This is a genomic window from Paenibacillus sp. FSL R10-2796, from assembly GCF_037965315.1.
Taxonomy (GTDB): domain Bacteria; phylum Bacillota; class Bacilli; order Paenibacillales; family Paenibacillaceae; genus Paenibacillus_AQ; species Paenibacillus_AQ odorifer.
In genome coordinates this window covers 2,772,478-2,799,114 of sequence record NZ_CP150178.1, presented here as the reverse complement: position 1 = coordinate 2,799,114, position 26,637 = coordinate 2,772,478, and the positions used below count along the sequence as shown (strand labels likewise).

Here is a 26,637-nt window from a genome sequence, read left to right as displayed (position 1 = left end):
GAGTGCATGAGGATGGATCTCAACAATAAAGTCGCATTAGTAACGGGTGGAGGGACTGGAATTGGCAAAGCTGTAAGCTTGGAGCTATCCAAACGCGGGGCTCACGTCGTAGTGAACTATTCTAGATCTGAGGATGAAGCCAATGAAACCGTAAAGACGATTCTGAATCAAGGAGGGCAGGCTATAGCAATACAAGCGAATGTGTCTAAAGATCAGGATGTGCGAAGTATGGTCGATTCGATTATTCAGCATTTCGGGACAATTGATCTGCTAGTGAATAACGCCAGTATAACTAAACATATTGCTCTCGGAGATCTGGAAAAGGCAACAGAGGAAGTATGGGATGAGTTATATGATGTAAATGTGAAAGGAATGTTTTTCTGCGCCAAAGCGGTTGCACCGTATATGAACCAAAAAAATTCAGGAGCCATCCTCAATCTCGGCAGCATCGCTGGACAGACAGGCTTAGGCTCATCCCTTCCTTATGCCGTCTCCAAAGCGGCTGTCCACGGTCTTACCAAATCGCTGGCACACGCGCTGGCTCCCCATATTAGAGTTAACTGTGTAGCACCGGGAGCCGTTGCTACTAGATGGTGGTCTGGACGAGAAGAACAAATGCATAAACTAGCCCCTAATCTGCTGCTTCAGCATATTTCAACCGCCGAGAATATCGCCCAGTTCGTCTGCGCTGCGCTAGAACAGGAAGCAATGACTGGACAGATCATTACTATAGATAGCGGACAAACATTGTAACAGCCAAAACAGCAAATGGTATGTCAGAACTACTTTTAAATATCATTAGCTGGTTTTTGCGTACCGTACAGGAGGAAGTGAAGCGTTGATAGCATAATTGGGGAATTTCTCCCTAAAATTCTAAGTTTTTTGGTCATCCAGCCAATAATTAGGGAAAACCTCCTTAATTATTAGTTAATTTGCTGGCAAATAACGAACTTGTCCTGATTTTTAGGGAGGGATTCCCTGATTTCGTTGATTTAAAGCAAATATGGGCTGTTTTCAGGGAGGTTTTGCTTAATTACTCTCTAGCCAACACTATAGGAACCATAAATGCATCCGACATACCACATATCACATGACTCATAGAACGTAGCACATAGCGTACATACCACCTATAGCCTGAGGGTTAAAGTAAGAAGCTGCCCCAAAAGTAGAATTTTCTACTTTTTAGGACAGCCTCTTCAGCATAACTATTGGTGAAGATTCTTAGTTAGGTTCATTACCCCAGATCAGGTTACCTGAGATGTAGGCGGGCGCTTTTGTCCAGTCTACAAAATTGGTATCAACCGCATTAAAGGAGTAATCTCCGGTTTGAGTGTAATTTGACCAATCCTCTTTAGCTACTCGCACTTGGATATCGATGCTCGCACCCGCAGCAAGTGAACCTGCTGCACTCGAGAATCCAAGCTCCAGATAATAATCCGCATCCGCTTTAGCCGTTGGCAGCTTCACAAATGTGCCTGTTACATTCGCGCTTCCAGCCTGTGACCAATCGCAGAAGAAGCTTTGTGCCTTCTCACCGTCAATTGTGTAATAATATCTTAATTTCACATCAGAAAGTGCAACGGCACTTGTACTTGTGTTCACCAGCTTAAACTTTGGATTTAGCGTATTTCCGGAAGCAGTCACTGTACCGTTATACATCTGCACTTTCAGTGCTGCTGTAGGAGCTACTGACGTATCTGAGAGAGTGACAACCAAGGATTGTGCCGCTCCGGCACTAAACTCAAAGGTCAGCGTTGTCGTTCCTACCGCTTGAGTTGCCAAATACTCCTTCTTGAGAGTGACTGTTGATCCACTTACCGTATAATCCGTTCCGGCTACGAGGGTTGCCGTTCCGTTCTTGATCGCACTCAGCGTATTTCCGTTCAACGTCATAGTTACTGCAACGTCTGCCTGATTCGCTGTTTTCTTATCAAATCCCGCGCTTGTTGGCGTTATCGTGGAGTTGGATACTGGTGTTGTAGTATCCGTTACCGCTACCGCCAAAGATTGTGTAGCTCCAGCGCTAAAGCTGAACGTCAGCGTTGTCGTTCCTACCGCTTGCGTCGCTAAATACGCTTTTTTAATCGTCACTATTGATCCACTTACCGTATAATCCGTTCCGGCTACGAGGGTTGCCGTTCCGTTCTTGATCGCACTCAGCGTATTTCCGTTCAACGTCATAGTTACAGCGACGTCTGCCTGATTTGCTGTTTTCTTATCAAATCCCGCGCTTGTTGGCGTTATCGTAGAGTTAGATACTGGTGTTGTAGTATCCGTTACCGCTACCGCCAAGGATTGTGTAGCTCCAGCGCTAAAGCTGAACGTCAGCGTTGTCGTTCCTACCGCTTGCGTCGCTAAATACGCTTTTTTAATCGTCACTGTTGATCCACTTACCGTATAATCCGTTCCGGCTACGAGGGTTGCCGTTCCGTTCTTGATCGCACTCAGCGTATTTCCGTTCAACGTCATAGTTACTGCAACGTCTGCCTGATTCGCTGTTTTCTTATCAAATCCCGCGCTTGTTGGCGTTATCGTGGAGTTGGATACTGGCGTTGTAGTATCCGTTACCGCTACCGCCAAGGATTGTGTAGCTCCAGCGCTAAAGCTGAACGTCAGCGTTGTCGTTCCTACCGCTTGCGTCGCTAAATACGCTTTTTTAATCGTCACTGTTGATCCACTTACCGTATAATCCGTTCCGGCTACGAGGGTTGCCGTTCCGTTCTTGATCGTGCTCAGCGTATTTCCGTTCAACGTCATAGTTACAGCGACGTCTGTCTGATTTGCTGTTTTCTTATCAAAGCTTGCAGTTATTGGCGTAATGGTCGAGCCTGTAGCTGGTGGATTTACAGGATCAGCATACAAGGTGCCTCGGCCATTCGTACCGAGATATACACGTCCATAGATTCTTGGATCCCCAGTAATCGCCATATTGATCTTAGCGTATTGGTGAGCATCGTCATTAATACGAACCCAAGTTGCGCCAACATCATCAGAACGGAATACGCCCCGTACACCATCAATCTTAGCTACGGTGTACAATGCCATATAAGTTTGGCCCGGAGCAGCCTTACCATAACCAATAAGATCAGCTTCTTCTACATTCGTTAACTTCGTGAAGCTCGCACCTGAATTAGTGGAGTGCCATAGACCATATTTATTCTCAACCGTATTCCCTCCGGCGAACCAGATGTCACCTTCAATACCTGGAACTGCCTTCATACTGATTTGGGCTTCGTTCGGCTGTAATCCAGCCACATTATTGGTCGGGAAGCCCGAAGCTGCGGTGGCAGTAAATGTAGCTCCACCATCCACACTTACATAGAAGATTCCTGCATAAAATCCATAGTATTTGTTAGGATTCACGCGATCAGACGCTATCTTCGCGCCTGCCGGTAATCCTGCACTTGCTGTCCAAGAATTGCCTGAGGTTTTGGAATAATACACCCCGATATCTGAGGTGCTCCACAGAATGGAATTACCACTTGCAGAGACAGCCACTTGTCCATGGCCAACCGTTGTTTTGGTTCCATTGGAAGGCTCGGAGTTTGGCATGTACCAGTTCACTCCACCATCGTTAGAGATACCAATGGACTTCATACTTGGCGTTTTTTCTTTATCTGCACTGCCTACCCGCACCATATAGGACGGACTCAGTTCAGCATAGTCAATACTCATCGTCGTTGCCCATGAAGGACTGGTCTGGAATTTAGTCGGCGCTACCGACAAATCCTCATGACGGAAACCGGAAACGTCACCAAGTGCAGTGATCAAATGGGAGGTTCCCGTTGGCGGGCTAATTAGCCCCAGCACTGCAGTTTCCTCCACACCTTTTGCCATGACAGAGATATTTACCTTGCCTCCGGTATCCCATGAGGTCAAATTGTTCGAGCCATAAATTGTTGCTCCAGTGCCGTACATCATTCGATTCGAGTTAAATGGATCAATTTCCAAATCACCCATCATCCAGCCTAGCTTCGGTGAAGGATCCAGGGATGTTGAAGTAGTTCCATGATCGAGCCATGGAGCAGCGGTGATGTCCATGCTGAACTTATAAGTCCGTTCTGGATAATTGCCCCAATCCCAAATGCGACTCCAAGTAGCCCCACCATTGGTACTGCGGAAAATAACTTCATCAGGCCACCAAGCGTTTAAGCTGGATACCATCAATGTGTTAGGGTGCTGAGCATCCAGCGCCAATCCACCAAAGCCATACCAGTTATCTTCACCGGTCGTAGGACTGATATTGGTCCAAGCCCCACTAGTTTTGTTGTATTTCCAAACTTCACCCTTACTGCCATCATAGGGACCTACACCATTACTATAAGTAATATAGAGATCACCTGTGGATGACAGCTCGCCGTGATGTGGCAAGAACCCCGTAGGTTGTCCAGCCAGAGCTGTCCAGGTTACTCCACCATCTGTACTCCGATATACGCTGCTAGCCGTATCGGCCACACCGACATATATCGTTTGAGTAGCGTTGCCAAGTGTACCTGTGCTCTTATCGAACGTGATCCAAGACAATCCGACAAGATCATTCCCATAATCAAGTGTCGGATTCTGAATATACGTTCCTACGTTTGGAAAAGAGGTTACCTTTGACCAAGTTACACCCGAATCAATACTTTTCCAGAGACCATTACCACTTCTAGCTCCAAAATAGAGAATGTTGTTCTTATTGGGGTCGATGACTAGACGTTCACCAGCGGAACGGCCAGGCATATTGCCACCTACTTTAAAAGGCAGTGGAGTAGTTTGCCAGGTGTTCCCCCGGTCATTAGAGCGCATAATCTGGCCATTATTATCCCAATGATTAGTATACGTACCCGTTGCCATGTAGACTTTATTAGGATCAATTGGGTCTGTAGCCAGAGCATCAACACCATTCTTGTTCCAATCCACCCAGCCTACCGAGTCACTAATTGATGTCCAGCTAGATGTAGCTTGATTCCAGCGATAGGCCCCGCCAATATCTGTTCTGGCATAAATCAGATTCGGTTCAGTTTGATTAAAAATAATTCCGGGTACAAAGCCCCCGCCAGCTCCCGTTACAACGCTTTTCCAGGTGTAAGGTTCACTTGAGGCTGCATGGGTAGTAGCTGGGAATGCAGAGAATAAAGAGCCTACCATCGCGCCAAGCAGGACCAAAAGTCCTGTTTTCCGGATACGGTTACGAATCACGTTTTACGCCTCCTACGATATAATTGGTTTGTTTATGCCTTCTTCTTACTCTATATCCCTGCTCCTCCCTCCCCCTTAATCCATACCTTCAGAACTTAGACTCCATTTTCTGATAACGCTTTCATTATAATGGTAAGGTTTTTCATTATCGAGAGAAAATGGTTATATTTTGCAGAAGATTGTCTCTAAAAATCGTACCATTTTCACACTTCAGGATACAATTTCACTAAATTTTGATTGAAAATAATTCTGCTGATAAAGAAAACCTCCGGAATAAATCCCAGAGGCTTCTGATATAACTATTCTTCACTAGTATCTACAGGCATAACAATCTCTTTTATACCATTAAAATTGCTGATAGTTGTTTGCAACGTGAGCACTGACTCTGAATTTAAGTTTTCTGATTTCAATGAAGTGAATATTTCTGCCTCCACTTTATGCGGCAAAAGTGTAGTTTTATCCAGCATATATCTTAGTTTAATCTTGTCTGTCAAATTCTGCTTCATCAATTTCATCGTTTCCTTACTCGCATCATGAGACGATATCTCTATCGAAAGTATGTATTCTTGTTCCTCCTCAGAAACAACGATCCCCTGAGAATCTATCCGGTACATGTCTATATAATCATACGGGTCAATAAATCTTTGTGCGATTTGTTTTTCTTTCGCTGGAATATAATCGTCCTGCTTAATAAATAAATCATCCATTACCTTTGTATGATATTCAGTATCCGATATGTATTCTTCTCGTTCCTTTCCTTCCGCAGTCTCCGATTTTAGATATACGGTATAAGGATTTCTAACATAGTCGACATGAAATGAGGCTGCGCTCGACCAATGTTTATCTTCACTTTTTTCCGATTTGCTGGATGTTTCTTCTTGTTTCTCCATTTCTATAGTATAGCTCTCCTGCTTAGCCAGTTCACTCCGAGACATGCTGAGCAGCTCCTCTGCACGCTTATCTCCCTCTCCTTCAGCACCTGATTTAGTGTTCGTTGCACAACCTGTCAAACCTAACATACAAATGATACCGATAAAAACCATTTTTCTGATAAACATATTACTTCCCCTTCACTTCAAATGAAATCCAAATATAACTAAATCTATTTTATCATTATAAAGTTAACAGCTTATATGACGGAAAAGGTAGACATGTGAAAAAACGGCTTAAGATACACTTTTACGCTGGGTTTGGTGCGATGCAAATCAAAAAATACCTCCCCGACTTTACAGCAGAGAAGGTATTTAAATAATATTATCCAATTCTCTTAGCTCAATGTGTCAACACAAACTCATCCAGCAGCTTTCCATCCACATCATAGGCCTGATAGGTTAATGTATCCCCGGTAACGTTAATGCCCGCAAACATTTGCTTATAGTTCTGAAAATGCACCGCATGATAGAACTGATCTTCTTTTTTCTCGTTAAATTTCCCTCCAGAAGCGTTGGTCACCACATAGACTGTCCCTCGTTTAGCACCTTTGGAACTCTCACCTTCTGGAACTATTTTTCCGCCACGTAACGGGTAGGATCTGGAGTATTCATGATTATGACCCTGCAGCACTAAATCAACCTCATACGTATCAAAAATATCCGTCCAATTTTCAACTTTCTTATAGGAGTTCCCCCCGTAAGCCGGACGGTGCATCGCAACGATTTTCCACTTCTTGTCTGTGTTCTTCAGATCTTCCTTCAGCCACTCCGTTTGCTTTTTTAGATTGCTCTCTGTATTCAGTACCGTTACATGCACTGGTCCATAATCGAAGGAATACGAGGTGCCTGCAATTGAACCCTTTGCCCCATTATCCGGCAGGTTGAAGTGTGAAGTATAATACGTTGCATCCTCATCCACCTCATCATGATTGCCTGTTACCGGCATTAACGGAATCCCTGAAATCCAGCCCTGCACATTGTCAAAAAAATCATCCCAGCCTGCCGAATCCTCCGGATCCTCCGTCAAATCCCCGTTATGCACAATAAATTCAGCTTCAGGAAATGTCTGAAAAGCCTTGTTCAGTGTATTTCCCCACAGCTTAAAATCCTCTGCCGTTTCCCCTTGAGAATCCGTTACATTGATAAAAGACACACTGTCCAGTCCATCTTCTTCCGTTGTAAATTCCGCTGCCGGACTCCATTCTCCTTCAACGCCACTACCCACTCTATAAGTATATAACGTCCCGGGTTCAAGACCCGTAGCTTCCACTTTATGAACACCTTTGGTGCCATTGTCTGTTTTGATGGAACTACTTTTCGCTTCTACCCTTTGTACATCCGTATTTGTAAAAGAGGACACCTGTCCCTTTACAATCTCCAGAGTGCCTGCTGCACTCGAATCACTTGTATACCAAGTAAACGCGCGGCTTGTGCTCGCATCTCCCTTAAAGGTAGTCACGAGATCATACGGTGCTGGTGAATTTGCATTACTTCCGCTTTTCGATCGTTCCAACCCATAAGCCACTAAAATAACCACAATCACAAGCACTCCTAGGATTATGGCAAATTTATAGTCTCTCATCACGGTACCTCCTTATGAAAATTTCTCTCTAGCCTTCTAAATAAGATAGCCCCCTACAAAGTCAGAAGTCAAATCTGCACACGAATCTTTATACAGACTTTTGTTAACGCAGTGTAAAACATTCAGCAAACATTCAGTCTATTTTAAGTTAAGCATAAGGTCTGTCTCCTAGAATTAGTCAAGCAGGAAGGTTAGCCAGAGATAGAGAGAGAAACGAGGTGTGAAAATGAATAAGAAGCTTCAATTCCGGCATGAACTTAAATTTTTCATTAACTATCATCAATACCTTATATTGCGCCAGCGATTGCAAAGCTTGATTGAGAAAGATCAACACGCTAATGAGAGTGGAGAATACCACATTCGTAGTTTGTATTTTGACGATATCAACAACACGGCACTTGCAGACAAGCTCGGCGGTCTCCGAGAACGGGCCAAATACCGGATTCGCATTTACAACATCCAAGACAACATCATTCACTTTGAGAAAAAAATTAAAATGGACGATTATATCGCCAAAATCAAAGAACCGCTAACCCGGCAAATGTACGACGAGATTATGGCGGGCAACTACGAAGTGCTGAACGTCCCGGACAGTCCGCTGTTCATGGAGTTATACGATCAGATGCGCCATAACCTGCTGCGACCCAAGGTCATCGTGGATTATGTTCGCGAGCCTTATGTTTGCCACAACGGCAATGTGCGAATAACGTTCGATAAAGAACTACGTACGGGCCTGCACTCTACGGATATTTTCGATAAGGATTTGCATCCGATTCGGGCGATTGATGAGAACTTCATAATTTTCGAAGTGAAATTCGATGAGTATATTCCGGAGTACATTAAAATCGCATTGCAGCTGGAGGGACTGAATAGGCAGTCCGCTTCAAAATACGTGATCTGCCGCAAATTCTTAAAAACTAACACTTGGGAGGATTATTGATTATGAATGCATCACTAGCACCGCTAGCAGCTACAACAACGACTACAGATACTACAAATAATTTTTCAGACATTATTAAAAACTCGGTGATCGACAATTTTGTATCTGATATTAGTATCTCCAAGATGCTGATTACCTTGGGCGTAGCTTTTCTGATCGGATACTTCATTTACCTGCTCTACAAACGTGTCTTTAGCGGCGTTTTATATTCCAAAAGCTTTAACGTCTCACTCATGGGCATGACCATGATTACAGCTACTGTCATTATCGCGATTAACTCTAACCTTGTGCTGTCCCTCGGTATGGTCGGCGCATTGTCCATCGTTCGTTTCAGAACACCAATCAAAGATCCAACTGATCTGATCTTCTTGTTCTGGGCAGCTGTAGCAGGGATTGTAACTGGAGCAGGATTTTTCACCTTGGCTATTATCGGTTCGATCATTATCGGCCTTATTTTGTTCCTGTTCATTAAACACTCTTCTATCGAAACGCCATACTTACTGGTCATTAACTGCGACAGTGATGAAAGCGAACGTGAAGTACACAGCCATATCACCAAATCCGTAAAACGCTACAATGTGAAGCAAAAAACAGTCTCCGCAAACAATATTGAATTGACGCTGGAGCTTCGTCTGGATGATAAAGTAGGCGGCTTTGTCAACACAGTCTCTGACCTAAAAGGTGTCAAAAATGCACTCTTGATCAGCTATAGCGGTGACTATGTATCTTAATTACAACGAGATGAAAGGCGGTGCCCCAGATGAAAACCAGAGGTAAGTCAATCCTGCTGAGTTTTTGCTGCCTGCTGCTGGTCATCGCCGTAGCCGGGTGTCAGAATGCAAGTCCGTCTGCAATAAATAATCCAACGTCTGATGCTCAGGACAAGGTCATTTCGAGCGATGAGAAAAAGCTAGACGAGCAGGTCTTTCCAAAAGATAAGGTCGTGGATGTCAAAATCACCTTGGACCCGGACGATTTTCAGGATATGCTGGATAATGCCAGTGCTGAAGAATATAAAATGGCTTCCGTCGAGTACAACGGTATGAAATACGATAATGTAGCTGTACGGACCAAAGGAAATCTCAGTCTCAGAAGCGTAGTACAGATGACAGACTCTGACCGCTACAGCTTCAAAATTTCTTTTGATGAGTATGTTAACCAGAATTTATTCGGCATTACTAAGATCAACCTGAATAATAATTACAGCGATGCTTCTTATATGCGTGAATTTCTGACTTATGAGCTCGCTGAAAGTGTCGGTCTCCCGACGCCGAAATATTCCTTCGTCAATGTGTATGTAAACAATGAACTGAAGGGTTTCTATCTTGCAGTAGAACAGATCAGTGATGCTTATCTGGAACGCAATTTCGGCAACACTTATGGTGCACTTTATAAAGGTGTAATGACCGGTCAGGGCAGTGATTTGACTTGGCTGGGCGATGATCCATCCCTCTATACTGGACTAGAAATGAAATCCGATAAGTCTAACGATGATATTCTTGTCGACATGCTGAATGAGCTAAACAACGGCACCGATTATGAAAAATACATCGACGTAGAGGAATCGCTGAAGTATATCGCTCTAAATGCGGTCACGGGTAATATGGACAGTTATTTAGGGGGAAATAAGCAGAATTATTACTTATATGAAGACGATGGGGTCTTCTCGATTCTGCCGTGGGATTACAATATGGCTTTTGGCGGCATGGGAAGCGCAGATGTGTTAATTGACGAGCCTACCCAAGGTGCGTTGGCAGAACGACCACTGATTGCGAAACTGCTCGCTAATGATGAATACAAAACGAAATATCATGAGATTGTTAGTGAGATGATTACTGGCTATCTAGCGGACGATACGTTCCAGGCTCGGATGGATGAGCTGAACACGATGATTTCCAGCTATGTCAAAGCGGATCCATCCGCCTTCTACACTTTCGAACAGTATGAAAATGGGATAAAGGCTGTTGAGACCTTCATGTCGAACATGGCCACAAGTATCCAGCAGCAACTCGACGGTACCATTCCTTCCTCCGGTGACGGATCAGGAAGTGGTGGCATGGGCGGCGGTGGCTTTGGTGGCGGCGCTAAAAATGGCGCAGCTCAAGGCGCTGCGGGTGCTGGGCAGGCCACAGGTGCGGATGGCGCTACTGGTAATACTGGCGCAAATGCAGCTGCACCAAATACCGAAGGGCAAGCGGCTACGGGTGGACAGACTGCCCAAGGCGGTGCAGGGGGTGAACCTGGTGCCATGGGCGGACCGGCTATCCCTAATGGCGGCGAGGGGCCTGGCAGTAACTCACAAGCAGCTGCGGGTGGGCAGACTACACAAACAGGGCAAACTGCTCAGGGTGGACAGGCCAACACCAACGGCCAAGCTGCTCAAGAGGGACAGGCCAACACTAACGGCCAAGCTGCTCAAGGTGGACAGGCCAACACTAATGGCCAAGCTGCTCAAGACGGACAGACCAACACTAACGGCCAAGCTGCTCAAGGTGGATTTGACGGCGGCGCGGGTGGTGAGCCTGGAGCTATGGGCGGACCTGCTTTCCCTGAAGGCGGCGGAAATGGTCCTGGTGGTGGCGGCATGGGCGGCGGTGGCTTTGGTGGCGGTATGCCTGGTGGTATGGGCGGTGGCGACTTTGGTGGTGCTGGTACTATGCAGCAAAAAGGCAGCACGAGTGAAGCCATCACAACTGGCGTCGCCATCCTTCTCCTAATACTAACCGCTGCTTTCGTAACCTTTTACAAACGCAAACGGCTGTAGATAAGTAAAAAGTATCCTCATAAACAAATAATTCATGCAAGAAGCCTCCGTCGTTTATTGGCGGAGGCTTCTTGCATGAACACTATATTCTTGTATCACAACTATTTCCCGCTTACTCTTTTCGCCCGCGCAATATACTTATGGTTGCTATTAAAAAGGCTAGTAAAGAGATCCCTAATGCGATATAGACCATTGGGTTGACACTGGTAGAGTTGTTCTCGCTTTCCATGATGGCATTATGTTCTTCCATGCTCATGCCATTGTCACTGGAACCATGAGAATGTTCATCCCCACCGGAGGCTTGCACAATCGAAGTAATAGAATGCGGACTTTCTGTTCCTGCCTCACCAGACCACTGCACCAAGCTGCCATCGGCATAATGCTGATAAGCATCCCAAGCAATGTCGCCTGCAGTATCAGGATTCTTTGCTGTGAAATAGAAACGTTGGAATTGCCCTGCTTTAATTCCTTCTCCATTAGCTATCCAGCTAACTTTGTTCCCCTCAATGGTAACATCCCAGCCCGGTGTAGCCTCATATTGCTTGAACTCGGCACCTGCCGGGATTCGTAGATCCACTTGTGTAGTCGCCACATCTTTTTCTGAAGGAACTTTAAGTGTGTAAGTCTCCCATGCTCCGGTACTGGATTGTGCTGGTGCTACGGTTACATGCGCGCTAGCCACGGCTGCGAACAACAGAAGTGTTGCAGCGGCTGGTGCGAAGAGTGTCATTATTTTGCGAGATAATCTGTTCATAGTTAGAGTGCCTCTTTCTTTAAGTAATTTTATCATTATTCACTTTCATCTCTATCCTCATATTTACCGCGGAAAATCACGTTTACGTGAAGCAAGCCCCTGCTCCAGAGCATAACGCGTCAGCTGCGTACGATTTTGGAGTTGAAGCTTCTGAAGGATGTTTTTCAGATGGTTTTTTACGGTATGCTCCGAAATCGACAGGCTTATGGCAATCTCTTTATTCGTCGATCCGGAAGACACACAGCTTAAAATCTCCTTCTCCCTCGCCGTCAAAGACTCCCCTTCGTCCGTTAATGAAGGAACGGTAAATTCTTTCAAGATTTGAAAAGCCAGCTCCCGGCTTAGCGGTGCTTCTTCATTCACAATGGCTTGCAAATATTCAATCCAGGTGGAAGGTGCCAGATTCTTGAGTAAGTACCCTTGTGCGCCTTGCTTCAATGCTTCGAGGAGGTGGGAAATTTCGTCCGATACCGTAACGATAACGATTTTGACATAGGGATATTCCTGCTTGATCCGGCGAGTAGTCTCCAGCCCGTCCATCTCCGGCATCTGAATGTCGATAAGAATGAGATCAGGCATCCACTGGGCCGTGAACGCGATCGCCTCAGGACCACTCTCCACTACACCAATGACCTCAAAACTATCATCCATGGACAAAATCTCACACATCGCCTCACGCGCATGCGCATGATCATCCACAACCAAAACCCGGTACCGGCTCATAAACTTCCCCCTCCTTTCGTAATTTCCACATTTGTCCCCGTATTGCCGGAGCTCACCTGAAGCTTCCATCCCATTCCTTCGACACGTTCCTTCATGATCTGAAGGCCGTAACTTCCGTTCACCTCAAAGGGATCATGCTGAAATCCTTCGCCATTGTCGACAATCGCCACGCTCCAGTTTTTCTCAGTGCCTGCACCTGTGATGGAAACCTTCGCCGCTCTTGTATGCTTACGCACATTAATAATAGCCTCTCGGATACAAGATAGCAGTTCTGCTTTTTCCGAAGGAGAGAGGGCTTCATCCTGTAGACTCCAATCCAAGGAAACCTCAATCATAATCTCGTTAGCCATTTGAGCAAGCTGATCTTTAACCGACTGTTCCAATGAAAAAGAGTGCTGCTCAGACACTGGTACCTTCAGATTGGCGATCGCCTGTCGAACATAACGGTTCACCTCGTGGACGGTCTTTTTGATCTGATCCACATTTTCTTCGCTGACTTCCCCATTCCTGCGGCTTGCTTCCAAACGATCTATTTTTACAGATAAAAGAAATAAAGATTGCGCCATCCCATCATGCAGTTCCTTAGCTAGCCCTTCCCGGGCTTTCATTGCCTCTTTGAGCGCACGTTCCTGCTCCAACTCCCGCTGATTCCGCTCCATCAGCGAAAACAAAGGGACGAGCAAAACAAGAGTGAACAAAAATACGAGGACAGGTGTCAAATAATTCCCCAGATCCATCGAGATATAAGGCATTAGAAACTGATGGCGCACGACCTCCCAGATCCCTACCATTAGCGTTGGCAGTAACAGGATCATATACTTGATTCGGTTATACGTTGCTGTCCCCTCCCGTACATCTTATGATTAACAATATCACCGTCACAATTCTGCTACATGACTCGATCGGGCTATTTAAAGTTCTTATTGTTACAAATTTAAGTATTTTAAAAAAATAATGCTATCCTTCATAATATTATAAGCAATATATAGTGAAAATTTATACTTTCTTATATTGTAGCAAAAAAAAGATACATCCTTCGATGTATCTGCATCCCAGTTATAGTGGTGATGTGTAGCGTCCGTATTGAATGTCCATTTCTTTAAAAACATCTCCCTCTTTTTTTAGGAAAAATGTGTTTACGCCTTCCGCTCCCCACCACTCCATACCGAGTAATGGACCTTCAGCAGTTTCCGCCGCAAAAAGAATAGAGAACATCTCAGGTATCACTTCCCCGCCATCATCCACTCTCCAGACGGAAAATTCATCGCCTTGAATGACAGCCGGATAATCCATAAAGGTAAGCCCGGCCTTATCTTCCAGCACGAGACTAAATAACATCTCCTGATCCTGTCTAATGAATTGAACGAGATACAGCTGCCGATCACCAGACAGGTCAGCAAGTTTCCAAATGTGCTCTACTTCACGATTTTTCGCAGAAACAATATTCTGCCGCACACTTTCTGCAACATTTAGCGAGGCTTGCTTAACCTCCGTAGGCTTAACAGAGATTAGCGCATTCGCATTAAACTCTGCCTGATCCGTCAGGTAATAGGTCTCATCAGGGGTCGCATTCCCCGCTTCAACCGTATAAATATACCCTGGCAGATTCACAAAATTGTGAGCCATCTCCCGGCCATTACTGTTCTCCGTACCCTCCTGCCATTTATTCAATTTCACTTTTAGCACTTGCCCATGATCGCCGATTGCCTCATTCAATTGTTGCATTTGCGCATCCAGCCCTTTTTCCTGCCCGGTGACTAAGATGCTCTTGCCAGACTCATCTGCAAAACCAAAATTCGCCTTCAGCTTTCCAGCTTCCAGATAAGCTGCTGGCTGCTGCATACTTGCCGTTGGTGTTGGCTCTGCACTTGGAGAAGGGTTTGGATTGTTAGAGCCTGAGCAGCCCGCCAGCAGTAGAACAATAAGGAAACTCACACGGAGCTTATTCATTCCCATTCCTCCAGACGAAACTAAAATATTCCCATACTAAGATACCGTTCCCCTGTGTCAGGTGCAATGCAAAGCACGCGTTTGCCAGCCCCAAGACGACGTGCTTCCTGCAACGCCGCCCATACAGTGGCACCCCCGGATGGACCCAGCAGAATTCCTTCTTTTGCAGCCAGCATTCTTACCGTCTCCAAGGCAGCTTCATCCGCAACTTGAACGATGTCATCGTAGACCTGTGTATTCAAAATGGCGGGTACGAAGCCCGGACTCGTTCCTACCAGCTTATGTGGTCCTGGCTTTCCTCCAGATAATACGGGCGAGCCTTGCGGCTCAACCACAAGAACCCGGATATCAGGTAGATGCTCACGCAAAACCTCACCGGTTCCAGTTATCGTGCCCCCAGTTCCTGATGAAGCAACAAACACGTCCAGCTTACCTTCCATTTGCTCCAGGATTTCCAGAGCGGTCGTTGTCCGGTGAATATCCGGGTTGGCTTTGTTCTCGAATTGCTGTGGAATAAAACTGTTCTCCACTTCTTTTCCCAGCTCAATCGCTTTTGCTATAGCTCCCGGCATCCGTTCTGCTGCGGGCGTCAGCACAACATCCGCACCATAAGCCTTTAGAATATTGATTCGTTCCTTGGTCATATTATCAGGCATGACAAGAATCGCTTTATACCCTTTTGCCGCGGCATTCATCGCTAAGCCTATCCCTGTATTTCCACTAGTCGGCTCAATAATCGTTCCGCCCGGCTTCAGCAAACCTGCTAGCTCGGCTTGCAGGATTAGATTATAAGCTGCCCGGTCTTTTACACTGCCACTTGGATTAAAAAGCTCCAGCTTCACGTATAGTTCTGCATCTTGGGGGCTAGTCAGCCGATTTAATCTTACAACCGGTGTATTCCCAATCAGCTCTGTTATATTGTTAACCACTAAGGATGTCATTTTAGAGCCTCCTTCATTTCTGTACCTTCCATTATTGTAACGTGAGCAGCACCTCCTGTCGATTCAGAACCTTACTTTCTGCAACCTGAAAACAACCGCCCCCCACGAAAGCGGGAGACGGCTGTTCAGTACTGGCAGCATTTATTTTTAAGGATTAACGTTAATCGTAAAAGTAGACGTGTTATTTTTAATATTCGTTACCGTGTTGGTAATCTTCAGATTGTTAAAGGTGGCTGACCCTCTGGCAGGACCTTGCCCAGCCTCAGCCGCTTCATTTACCCAGATGCCCACTCCGGATTTGCTGTCAAAAGCATCTCCACTCTTTTGCGCACCGGAAATTGTGACATTCGTGAAGAGGGTATCTGTCACTGGGAATTGCGGCGTGGAGCCGACATAGTTGGTCTGGAACATGATGCCATGATAGGTTGGATCAATGATATCCACATCACTGACACGAATGCCTTGGAATACCTTAGAGGCTGAGAATACCCAGATTGCCGGGAAGGTCTGTGCCCCCCAGAAATGTCCACCTGCACGAACAATGGAAATATTCTCAAAATTCGTTGTCGGTGAAGCGCCAAAGCCGTTCATTGGATACCCGAAGTCAAGTGAGCTGATCGTAATTCCAGAATAGCAAAGTGTGTCAGCAATATAAATGTTGCGGAAGGTATTGGCATATCCGCCATAGACGGCTACACCTGCTGCCCGCCAGGTCAAGATTGAAGTGAGATTCTCATAAATATTATCCTTCATATCTGCACCACCGGAATCAATAGCCGAAAACAATGCAAAGCTATCATCCCCTGTTGCCCGTGCCTCAATATTGGACACGAGATTATTCGTGCTGCCATTCGTCATATTGATGCCGTCAGCGAAGGTGTTGCGGATACGGGAGTTTTTGATCACCATGTAATCCGTATTAGCTCCCCAATACATACACACCTGATGTTCGGTCCAGATGTTATCGATCGTAATATTTGCCACATTGGAGAAATCAAATACTTTACCCGGGCCATCAATACGTGATGTGTAGTTCCCAAAGTAAGCAAAATTCGCAAAAGTAGAGCCGTTAGCGGTATCGCTTGCCCGGAAACCGATATCCGTATTCTCCTGATTCGTTGGAGCGTAAAATCTGGTATACCATGGGCCCGCACCAATGATCTTCATTGCTTTTCCATAGACCTGAAATTTACTGGAGGTCTGATAGTTACCGGCCGGCAAATACACACCTACGAGATTTCCGGTCGTATCCATGCGTACTTTATCTAGCGCATTTTGCACATCCTGATGTGTAAAGCCGGCTGGGACCGTATATTTGGCCGGATCTGGATTGGTAATCGGTGATACCTGCTCCAAACTGATGAAATCAATGGCATACTGCGAGGTATTTGCCACATCCTTTTGCAGTCGAATCGTACTACCTTTCGGAATCGTGCTGTCGAACATAATGTTAGCTTCATCATAAATATGCCGCGGAGAACCCGCGCTTGGTGAATTGCCGGGACTTATCTCTGAACCGTACAGCCATGCATATTTAGAGGTCAGATTAATCGCCTTGGTATAAACTCCGTTCACATAGATGTTCAGTGTAGCATTCGTACCGTCTCCACTCGCCGAATCTGGAATGGAGAAGCGGGTGACCAGTGTATTAGTGTCAGCCTTAGTAGTGAATTCTACATAACTGCCTGTAGTATTCAGTGTGACTGCTCTTCTGCCTGAAGCCTCACCCGCAAGATCTCCAATGGTCCGATTAGCAGTAAGCTTCACAGCCCCGCCACCAATCACACCCTCCTCAGCCTCATACATGTCGTAAGGCATATTGGCTCCACGACCTACAAAAAGAGACTGTGTTTGAATATTATTGGCCTGTTTAACTGGCAGCTCATTAGTGTCTACGGCAATTTCCGTCTTCACAGTATATTTGCCATTAGCTGCTGTCCAAGTGCCAAGACTAACAGGAGGCGCTGTTACTCCACTGCCAATCACGCCGTTATAGGTTCCAGTTAAGGTTTGGAGTACAGCATTCGTAGTAGCATCCAGAACCTTCAAGGTTATGTTATGCGCACCCCCTGCGGATGCTGCTGTCCCTTGATTCTTGATTGCCACCGAGAAGCTGACCACATTGCCGCCTGCTGGATTGCTTGGTGTCCAGCTAACAGGGGAAGCTACTAGATCAGAACTGGATACGGGAGCTATAATAAGAGAATTTGGGCTAGTGAAGCTGTTATTGCCTTCGTTCAATTCAATAACCGTATTATTCTCGTCAACCTTTGCAGTTAAAGTATAGGTAGCAGCATCCTTTGCGCCCATATTTAAAGTGACGTTCGTAGATGCGCCAGCCGCTAATGCCCCCACTGGGCTAGTGCCTACAAGTGTGCTGCCCAAGTAGAAATTCACATTAGTCGCTATGGAAGCTAACGTTCCAAGGTTTTTTACCGTTGCATTTAAAGTAATGGCATTGGTCTCTACTGGAGCTGAAGGTGACCATGTAAGACCGGTTATCGCCAAATCCGGATTAGCAGCTGGTGCACCCATCACTTGGAATTCAGCGATTTGTCCAGCGGTTGAACCAGTATTGGTGGTAATCTTCAACTGTACTTCACTAGCCGTGGCCGTTACCGGAATAGTGACCGTATTGCCAGCTGCCGGATTAAAAGTATACACGGTTGCTGGCACAAGACTAGTAAAGGCTGTTGTATTCTGATTATGCCCAAGCACTTGAATAGTCTGAGTACGTGTGGACCAGGCCGATGATGGATTCAGTTTGAGGACAATGGATGTAATATCGGCATTACTACCCAGGTTTACAGATAATGTATTGGGATAACCTCCTCCTGCTCCTTCCCAGTAAGTAGTTACATCACCGTCATTCGCATTTGTAGGAACAAAGGTAAAGACGGAAGAGGAAGCGTTGATGCTTTTGTTCAAAGCCAGATTGGAACCCGCCCCAGGCGTTGGTGTAACTGTTGGTGTCGGGGTCGGTGTTACCGTTGGAGTTGGTGTAGGTGTTACTGTCGGTGTTGGCGTAGGTGTTACTGTCGGTGTCGGAGTTACCGTCGGAGTTGGGGTAGGTGTTGCCGTTGGTGTCGGAGTTGCCGTCGGCGTTGGCGTAGGTGTTGTCGCAGAAGCTGGAGTGACGTTCAAATTATCTAGATTCACATTTCCAGTGTCTCCTGCATCGTACTTATAAGTAATCGTGTTAGCACCAGCATTCAGAGCCAGCGTCTCAATCTTTGTTGACCAAGTATTCCAATTGGCCAGATTCGCAAGTGAGGTTTGCTTAATTTTAGTTCCATTCACATAAACACTAATGGTTTTTGTACTGCCTGATGCATTTGAAAATCTTAATGTAGCATCATAGTTACCAGCAGAAGCCACATTAACGCTAAATGCAGTTGCAGCACCTTGATTTAGGTAACCATCAACAAATCCTGTACCTGTATAATCTGTATGATCCGTGTTAACCTTGGCACCACCGGATAATGCGGCATTCTCCGCTTCATATCCTGAGGATGGAGTTGTAGTTGTATTACCATGAACCTCAAATTCCGCTAACTGTGCTGCTGGCCAGACCGTATTGGATGTGAAATTCAGTTTAACATATCTGATATTCGCAGCTGTAAAGCTGATGGTCACTGTATTGGAATCACTCGTTGGATTAAATGTATAATTGGCGGATTCTACTAAGTTGTTGTAAGCTGCATCGTCTATACTCCCTTGCACCGCTAATGTTTGAGTTCTTGTTTCCCAATTCGTAGGCAGCTTTAGCACAACCTGATTCACGCTGCTTGCTGCCCCTAAATCCACTTTAATCCATTGCGGAAAAACACCGCTTGCGCTCTCCCAATACGTTCCTTGGCTGCTGTCATTAGCATTGGCTGCTACGTATACATCACCGAACGAGCTTGAAGTAATAGTCTTCCCTTGGGCTAAATTCCCCGCAGCTAAACTCACCGAAGGATAAAACCCTAACTGACCTACAAATAATATAACAATCAAACAATAAAGTACTGCCGTCTTCCCTGTAAATCTTTTAGAAGCTGCTATCATTGAATAACCACCTCCCAAAATTTTGTGGAGCTATGCAGCAGAAAGGATGCGCTTTCAAAACAGTAGTTTTATAGACATTCGCCTCCTACATTTGAAATGATGGATTACGGATACAAGCTAACTAATAACGCTAATAATATAAGTTATAGGTAGATGGCCGTCGATGGCGATTTCTATGCTTTGTATGTGGGATATTACGTTCAACAAAAAAGCCCCGGAGAGGCCAAGGGGACTATATTGCCCCTTAACTCTCCGACGCTTCATGTTATACATTAAATCTAGCTACCAACCCTTGCAGTCCATGCGCCATTGTACTTAATTCACTTGCAGAGGATGCAATTTGTTCGACCGAAGCCATTTGCTCTTGTGAGGCTGCTGACACATGCTGAGTACTCGCAGCGGTTGTTTCCGAGATTTGCGTAACGTTACGAATTGACTCTACAATCTCATCCGCAGCCGCCGTAATCTCCTCCACGGCTCCAGATACTTCCTGAACCTGTTCAGCAAGTGAATCTATAGATAATCGAATCTCACCGAAGGAACGTCCCGCTTCCTCGATAATCTCCGTACCTCCCTTTACTTCACGCATGCTGCTCATCATCACCTTCATGGCATCATCTGCTTCACTTTGGATCCCAGTCGCCATTTCTGCAATTTGATTGGCGGATTCCGCGGACTGCTCTGCCAGCTTACGGACCTGATCGGCAACCACAGCGAAACCTCTACCTTGCTCACCAGCACGAGCTGCCTCAATCGTCGCATTTAGGGCCAGCATATTCGTCTGCGAAGCGATTCCTTTTATGACTCCTACAATACTGCCAATCTCCTGAGATCGATTCACAAAACCTTGGACCTGCTGTGATAAAGATTGTATGGAGTGATTAATCGATTCCATTTGCTGCCCAGCGGCCTGAAGGGATTCATCTCCTGTAATGGCAAATGCCGCAGAGCGATGGGAGGCTTCCGAGATGTCCTGGACACTGGCAGCAATTTGGCCGATTCCTAGTGATATTTCTGAGATTGTAATTGTATTAGTCTGCAAATCATTCATCTGTCTGGCTGTTCCGGAAGCGACTTCACCCATAATATCCGATATTCGTTCTGTGGCGCCTGCCGTCACTCCACTATCTGACCTAAGCTTTGTAGAGGAACTCGCGAGACTATTTGCTGATAACTTCACCTGTTCAATCATCGTGCCCAGATTATCTGTCATTTTATTAAAGTTAAACGCCAGTTCACCAATCTCATCTTTAGAACGAACACTTAACTTGCGCGTAAGATCGGCATCCCCATCTGCAATTTCCTTCAACTGAGTGTTCACATCACGAAGCGGTTTAATAATTCGTCCAGAAATTAGCAGCGCAAGGATCACCGCGAGCACTACCGACAATCCGGTCACACCAAAGCTAGTAATCAAAGCGTTATTACGATGCGAATTTGCCAGGCTTTGTCCATTCTCTATTTCCTCTATGAGCATGTTCTGAAACACAATCTGAGATTCAATCATAGCGTCTAATGACAGGTTCGTGAATTTCTTCTGCGCTTCCGGGAAGTTGCCTTCCTTAGCTAAGGCAAAAGCTTCCTTCAGAACGATTAAATAATCATTCCATTTGCTCTTCAGCTCAGCTACACCCTTTAACTCAGCTTCACTTAATCGGGTATTCTCCAGCTCTGTAATAGCATTTTCAATCAATGGGAGCATTTCTTCATACTGCGCCAGATATGAATTCCGCTCATCATCTGTGTTACTCATCACATAACGAGCACCCAGCTCATCTGCGGTACGAATCTTATCCGTTAAGCCTTGAACAAGTGACAGCTTGTCCCAGTTACGATTAACCTGATCTGTCAATTGGGTAACCTTCCCCTGAAACAATGTGTTTCCGGCTATCGCCACTAGAAAGACTATAATCACAGCAGTAAATCCTAAGACTATTTTCCCACGGATACTTTTCACCATCGGTTTTCCTCATCTCTATATGTATGTAGATCTATTTGGTACTTTTATCCTACTAGCTCTCCCTTAAGCCTCTCTGAATTTGAACTGAATGTTTGCTTAAAAAAAACAAAAAGACCCCTATTTCCGGCCGAGGCAGGAACTAATGGTCTCTTGAGATCTTTTTATTCGTATAAATTTCCGTTAGCCAGCTCTGCCAGCTTCGATTCATCCAGTACACTTAAGCGTCCACGATTTCGTGTAATGATTCCTTCATCAATAAAACGCCGTACAATTCGATTAAGATGCCGATAGCTTGTGCCAAGCAATTCTGCTGTCTCAATAAGACTTGAGGTCCGAATCTCCTCCACCCGCCGGTCACCATTTTTATCCGCGAACAAAGACATTAAATAACTGGCAAATCGATTCTCCACAGGATACAACAGGTTAAGTGCGGAGGCTTGACCGAGCGTATGCAATTTGTGACTAAGTTCTCCGACGAGAAAACGTAACAACGCTGTGTTTTCCTCAAGCTCTCTCAGGAGTAGTCTTCTCCCTGCAAAAAGAATCAAGCTCTCACCCACAGACTCCACTTGATTCTTAACAGGGAACCGGTGAAGCAGCTCTACATCCCCAATCACAGATATCGGATTTGTAAACCGCACCAGCATAGATTTGCCATTTGGCAGCAAGGTCTGGATTTTGAGCTTGCCCTCAACCAATATGAACATCCCATCCAATTGATCGCCAACCAGACACAGCTTTTCTTCATCCGCGTAACGTCTCAACTCCATTTTATGCGTTACCAGCGGGCTAAATATTCCGTCCAGACCGTTCTTCACTGCCAAGGCACGGACAGCCTCACGGTCATTTATCGTCTGCATGTAGTGCCCCCTCTATTGTTTGCTCCAGTGTAATTTAGAATACCCCACAAAAAAAGGACATATGTCCTTTTTAATGAGGTTTTCCTATGACACTTTACATTACAACAGAATCCACACAATAACGAATCATATCTACCTTCTGATCCTGCAGCCAAAATTCAATACTCCGATGGTTGATTTTATCCACGTATCCGATAATCTCAGCCCCTTGCTCCCCTCTTTTATAATAAGAAGTGCCATAAGCCTTGATCACTTCGTCTGCTGAAGCTCCAATATGAATATCTCTTGCCGTACTCATCGTATGATCGGAATAGACGCTAATTAGAATGATCTTATCATCACCACGTGCTGTGGCTATTGTTGTCTCGTGACCCAGATCATAATACTGATACCGCTCTATATCAATATTTGGCTTAGGTTCCCTAGCGATTGAATCAAGGCTTTGAAGCAGCTGAATGCCGCCCAGACTTTCCTGTTCAAGATGGGTGCTGGAAACACGCGAGTAATGATTTTGTTTGGGCGCATTGTATAAATAGATATGATAGATCCCGTAACTTAAACCTACCGTAATAAAAATAATGATAAATGACCAGCCTCTTTTAAATGGCTTTTTCCTCACTGACCTCACACCTTCTTCTTACCTTTACTGTGCAAAATATTCAGCCAGCTCACGCTGCGCCAGATATTGCGGGAAATTAAACGACTGCCATGCCTGCTCACGCTTATTGAGTTCTCTCCATTCATTCTTTAAAAAATCATCCAGCATCCCATCTTCCTGTTCACTAAACTTTATCAGAGAAGGGATGACCTCCGGAGATAAACGGACCAAATAATTGGCGTCCAATTTACCACTCGCTGCATAGCGATCCATATTTTTATTAGCGATAATAACATCCATCCCGATATAGTTCATGACGACGTAGGAGATCAAGCCCAGCACAATATAACATTTCGCCAATGGCACACGCTGAACAGCTATCCGTAAGGCTGCAACCACCAACAATAAGCCCATAAATATCATAAATGCATGCACTAAAAACCGAGTCGTGGTATAGCCATACACCTCTTCATAGAGAGTCAGACGGGTATAGGCGGAATATAGCATAACTGTCGAGCAACCAACCAGAATGTAGAGCAGGACATTAATGAATTTTTGCAGCCCCCCACTTCTTTTTCCTTCCGATACCAAAGCCAGCAGCAAAATCACGAAATTAATCGCAGCCACCATAATCAGCTCAAAAAATCCACTACGTGCGTAATCAGCATATGAGCTGCCCTCTGGTAAAATCCCTTCCCATGCTCCAAACAAGTAAGAAAACTGTACGAAAACAAACAATACATATACCGTGTTAATGGCTATAAGAATCGTCGTCATAATTATCGGATCCATTTTAAAGCTTACAGGCGCCAGCACTGGACCATATTCCTTAGGCTGCATATTCCAGTCATAGATTTTCGAATCCACATACCCCCACACTAAGCCGAACAAGCCCATGCCCAGTAGGATAATCCACAGCACCCGCACAAAACCTTCCCCAAATGAAATCCGATCCAGCACATTCGGCAGCGCCAGCAGTACATGATGAAACACTCCGTCCGCTGAGGACAGCAGAGTCACCACAACCAGCAATATTGGAAAAGAGATCGCAAGTCCTATCAGCACTTTCCCCATGACCTGCTTACGCTCGTCCTTCATTTTACTGCCGCCAGACCTTTTAATGATCGTAAACACAGTGCTCCAATGGCGGAAATTCTGTGGAAGCACATGCTCCAGCGTGTTCCCCACTAATCCAAGCCGGCTCCAAGCCGGCCGTTTATCACTAAGCAAATAAGTCATATGTAATAAAATCAACACCGGGATCACCAGCAGGTTCAGCCCAAAGAAGAAAAAATTATGAAAGAATAAATAGGTTAATGAAAGTAGAAAAATCGCTCCAAACCAGAAGTAACTGAATTTGTTAAGCTTGTGGATTTTAGCCTTGGCATAATAAAGCATGAACGCATAGAACAGACATACAAAGATTGGATACGATAGGCCCGCCAGCTTCCCATAAAATAAATACTGATGAACTATTGCCAGTAAGAACGCGGCAAGCAAAGCAGCAAGCGATCGATTAAGCCTAAGTCCCGTTCCCGTTTCCATTTCCTCGGTCATGGTAATTACCCCCATTTTCTTACTTTCTCATCCTTATTTTACGTGATAAAATAAGAAAAAAAAGAGAAAGAATTTATTTATAATTTCCTATTTTCCGAAAGGAACCAAAACAATGAAGCTGCATAGCCAATTTTTAAAGCTGCAATCTCATTTTGGGGGAGCCACAGAAATCTCAGTGACGATGGATGAGTTGGCATTGATTTTCGGCTGTACACACCGCAATGCCCTGCATATTGTGAATAAAATGATGTTGCAGGAATGGATCAAATGGACGCCTAAGCGTGGGCGGGGAAGCCGCTCTTTGCTGCAATTTCTTGTTCCCTCCGAAGAAATTGCCCTTCAATCCATGATGCAGGCGATTAGCCGCAAAGATGTCCACAACGCTATAGAAGGTATCAAAACCCATGCCAGCTCCACCTCACTGCAGGATACACTGCAGGGTTGGCTGCTGACCTATTTTGGGCATCATTCTGAAATTCGTAGTGACAAGCAAATTGATACTCTCCGGCTGCCTATTACCCAGCAACTCCATACCTTCGATCCGTTGTATATGAATCTGCTGGCAGAGTCATTTGTTTCCAGCCATGTTTTCGACGGGTTAGTGAAACGAAGTGGTGAACAGGACAAAATTGTTCCCTGTCTGGCTCACGCCTGGGAAGTCGATGAGAGCCGGACGCTCTGGACTTTTTTTCTACGCAAAGAGGTGTTATTCCATCATGGAAAAGTGCTGACAGCCAAGGATGTAGTCTATTCCCTGGGACGGTTGATGCAAACCTCTAAACGGACACTCTATAGCTATATTTTCAAAGAAATCCAGCGGGTCACCGCATTAAATCCATCTACCGTTCAAATTACGCTTAAGCAGCCTAATGAACTATTTCTACCATTTTTGTGTACGAGCAGAGCCGCAATTGTACCGCGTGATTTAGAAGGAATGGATGAGCAGAGCTTTGGCCGTAGACCCGTGGGGACTGGCCCCTTTAAGGTTGTGGATATGACCGAGGACACTTGTGTGCTGGAGGTTTTTCCTTATTATTTTCAAGGACGGGCTCATTTAGATCGGGTTGAAATCCTTTATGTCCCGTGGGATACCGAAACGTCATCCTCTGATACGGGTTCTGCTTTTCACGTGATTCAGAATCCCTCATCCGCCAGTTCTTCGACCTGGAGCCGAATTCATTCGGAGTCTTCCATTCGGAAATTCGTCACCTGCAATACGCAAAAAAAGGGACCGCTAAGCGATCCCCTGCTTCGGGCAAAAATAGTCTCCTGTTTAAAAGACGATTCAGCGTCCATCGAGCAAGAAGCGATAATAGATCAAAAAATCACGTTGCAAATCTCTACGATTCCACAATATGCTGGCGATGCTGATTTTATTGCCACTAGACTAGAGCAACAAGGTTATAAATGCAATGTCATTTCCGTGTCTCCAGAGGAATTTAAAGGTCCGATTCGGCTGGAATCTGACCTGATTGTTTTCTCATTATTCCGTGACGAGGATGAACAACTTCGTTTGTTTGATCTATACCTCACACTCTCTAAGCATATTGAACCGCATACTAGAGCGGATATTGAAGGCTGGTTATATACCATCGCGCGCGAACCTAATCCGGTGGCCCGAGCGGAAAGTTTCAGTATCATCGAGAACCGTCTGATTGAAGAGCACCACCTACATATTTTGTATGAAAAACCTACTCAGACTGCTTATCTCCCTTCTGTCCGTGGAGTTAGCTTCAATAGCCAGGGTTGGGTTGATCTTCGTCATGTCTGGTTTCCGCCACTGCTCTCTAGCAGCACGAATTGATCTGCTTGAAATAAAAAATGCGGAAATCCAGAGCTTGCCCC

18 protein-coding genes and 1 pseudogene are annotated in these 26,637 nt (G+C 45.3%); 5 read left to right on the top strand and 14 right to left on the bottom strand.

Going from position 1 to position 26,637, the window contains the following annotated elements; all coding sequences use genetic code 11:
• Positions 1-12: 12 nt before the first annotated feature.
• On the top strand, positions 13-753 hold the full coding sequence (locus NST58_RS12405; RefSeq protein ID WP_339248002.1) for an SDR family NAD(P)-dependent oxidoreductase: 741 nt from the start codon (positions 13-15) through the stop codon (positions 751-753).
• Between the two features lie 468 nt (positions 754-1,221).
• Here NST58_RS12405 and NST58_RS12400 read toward each other — a convergent pair whose 3' ends face one another.
• The 4 genes and pseudogenes from NST58_RS12400 to NST58_RS12385 form a co-directional block, all read right to left on the bottom strand.
• Entirely contained in the window at positions 1,222-2,004 is a 783-nt protein-coding gene (locus tag NST58_RS12400) for a X2-like carbohydrate binding domain-containing protein (protein ID WP_339191176.1), read from the bottom strand.
• Positions 1,978-5,130 (bottom strand): annotated as a pseudogene (locus NST58_RS12395) (X2-like carbohydrate binding domain-containing protein); the annotation flags it as partial. The gene NST58_RS12400 and the pseudogene NST58_RS12395, both read right to left, overlap by 27 nt.
• A 350-nt stretch (positions 5,131-5,480) precedes the next feature.
• Complete coding sequence (locus tag NST58_RS12390; RefSeq protein WP_076130658.1) at positions 5,481-6,239, bottom strand: DUF6612 family protein; 759 nt, start codon at positions 6,237-6,239, stop codon at positions 5,481-5,483.
• A 214-nt stretch (positions 6,240-6,453) separates the two neighbouring features.
• Positions 6,454-7,695: a metallophosphoesterase family protein gene (locus NST58_RS12385; RefSeq protein WP_076179753.1), complete on the bottom strand. Its 1,242-nt coding sequence runs from the start codon at positions 7,693-7,695 to the stop codon at positions 6,454-6,456.
• A 226-nt stretch (positions 7,696-7,921) separates the two neighbouring features.
• Here NST58_RS12385 and NST58_RS12380 point away from each other — a divergent pair, with 226 nt between their 5' ends.
• Genes NST58_RS12380 through NST58_RS12370 form a run of 3 tightly spaced genes read left to right on the top strand, consistent with a single transcriptional unit; the run spans position 7,922 to position 11,399 of the window.
• Entirely contained in the window at positions 7,922-8,635 is a 714-nt protein-coding gene (locus NST58_RS12380) for a polyphosphate polymerase domain-containing protein (protein ID WP_076179754.1), read from the top strand.
• A 2-nt stretch (positions 8,636-8,637) separates the two neighbouring features.
• Positions 8,638-9,366 (top strand): DUF4956 domain-containing protein, encoded by a 729-nt coding sequence (locus tag NST58_RS12375; protein WP_036683492.1) that lies wholly within the window; start codon positions 8,638-8,640, stop codon positions 9,364-9,366.
• Between the two features lie 29 nt (positions 9,367-9,395).
• A complete protein-coding gene (locus NST58_RS12370; protein ID WP_339247999.1) occupies positions 9,396-11,399 on the top strand; it encodes a CotH kinase family protein in 2,004 nt (667 codons plus the stop codon).
• 112 nt (positions 11,400-11,511) lie between these two features.
• Here the strand turns inward: NST58_RS12370 and NST58_RS12365 are convergent, their stop codons facing one another.
• The 10 genes from NST58_RS12365 to NST58_RS12320 form a co-directional block, all read right to left on the bottom strand.
• A complete protein-coding gene (locus NST58_RS12365) occupies positions 11,512-12,153 on the bottom strand; it encodes a DUF1775 domain-containing protein (protein ID WP_076187371.1) in 642 nt (213 codons plus the stop codon).
• A gap of 63 nt (positions 12,154-12,216) precedes the next feature.
• Positions 12,217-12,876 (bottom strand): response regulator transcription factor, encoded by a 660-nt coding sequence (locus NST58_RS12360; RefSeq protein ID WP_076130654.1) that lies wholly within the window; start codon positions 12,874-12,876, stop codon positions 12,217-12,219.
• Positions 12,873-13,646, bottom strand: coding sequence for a histidine kinase (locus tag NST58_RS12355; protein WP_254857126.1), 774 nt, complete (start codon positions 13,644-13,646; stop codon positions 12,873-12,875). Before NST58_RS12355 ends, NST58_RS12360 begins: the two co-directional genes overlap by 4 nt.
• Before the next feature lie 286 nt (positions 13,647-13,932).
• Positions 13,933-14,826 (bottom strand): hypothetical protein, encoded by an 894-nt coding sequence (locus NST58_RS12350; protein WP_339247996.1) that lies wholly within the window; start codon positions 14,824-14,826, stop codon positions 13,933-13,935.
• Between the two features lie 20 nt (positions 14,827-14,846).
• Positions 14,847-15,767: a cysteine synthase A gene (gene cysK, locus NST58_RS12345; protein ID WP_076187365.1), complete on the bottom strand. Its 921-nt coding sequence runs from the start codon at positions 15,765-15,767 to the stop codon at positions 14,847-14,849.
• A 147-nt stretch (positions 15,768-15,914) separates the two neighbouring features.
• Positions 15,915-19,817, bottom strand: a complete 3,903-nt coding sequence (locus tag NST58_RS12340) for a discoidin domain-containing protein (protein WP_339247992.1) — start codon at positions 19,815-19,817, stop codon at positions 15,915-15,917.
• A 265-nt stretch (positions 19,818-20,082) separates the two neighbouring features.
• Positions 20,083-21,777, bottom strand: coding sequence for a methyl-accepting chemotaxis protein (locus NST58_RS12335; RefSeq protein WP_339247989.1), 1,695 nt, complete (start codon positions 21,775-21,777; stop codon positions 20,083-20,085).
• A 161-nt stretch (positions 21,778-21,938) separates the two neighbouring features.
• Positions 21,939-22,637: a cyclic nucleotide-binding domain-containing protein gene (locus NST58_RS12330; RefSeq protein ID WP_036683474.1), complete on the bottom strand. Its 699-nt coding sequence runs from the start codon at positions 22,635-22,637 to the stop codon at positions 21,939-21,941.
• A gap of 94 nt (positions 22,638-22,731) precedes the next feature.
• A complete protein-coding gene (locus NST58_RS12325) occupies positions 22,732-23,256 on the bottom strand; it encodes a hypothetical protein (RefSeq protein WP_339247986.1) in 525 nt (174 codons plus the stop codon).
• 24 nt (positions 23,257-23,280) lie between these two features.
• Positions 23,281-24,792, bottom strand: a complete 1,512-nt coding sequence (locus NST58_RS12320; RefSeq protein WP_339247983.1) for a DUF4173 domain-containing protein — start codon at positions 24,790-24,792, stop codon at positions 23,281-23,283.
• A gap of 112 nt (positions 24,793-24,904) precedes the next feature.
• On the opposite strand from NST58_RS12320, the gene NST58_RS12315 reads away from it, so the two are divergent.
• Positions 24,905-26,596 carry an ABC transporter substrate-binding protein gene (locus NST58_RS12315; protein WP_339247980.1) on the top strand — a complete coding sequence of 564 codons (1,692 nt, stop codon included), beginning with the start codon at positions 24,905-24,907 and terminating at the stop codon, positions 26,594-26,596.
• Positions 26,597-26,637: the final 41 nt, after the last annotated feature.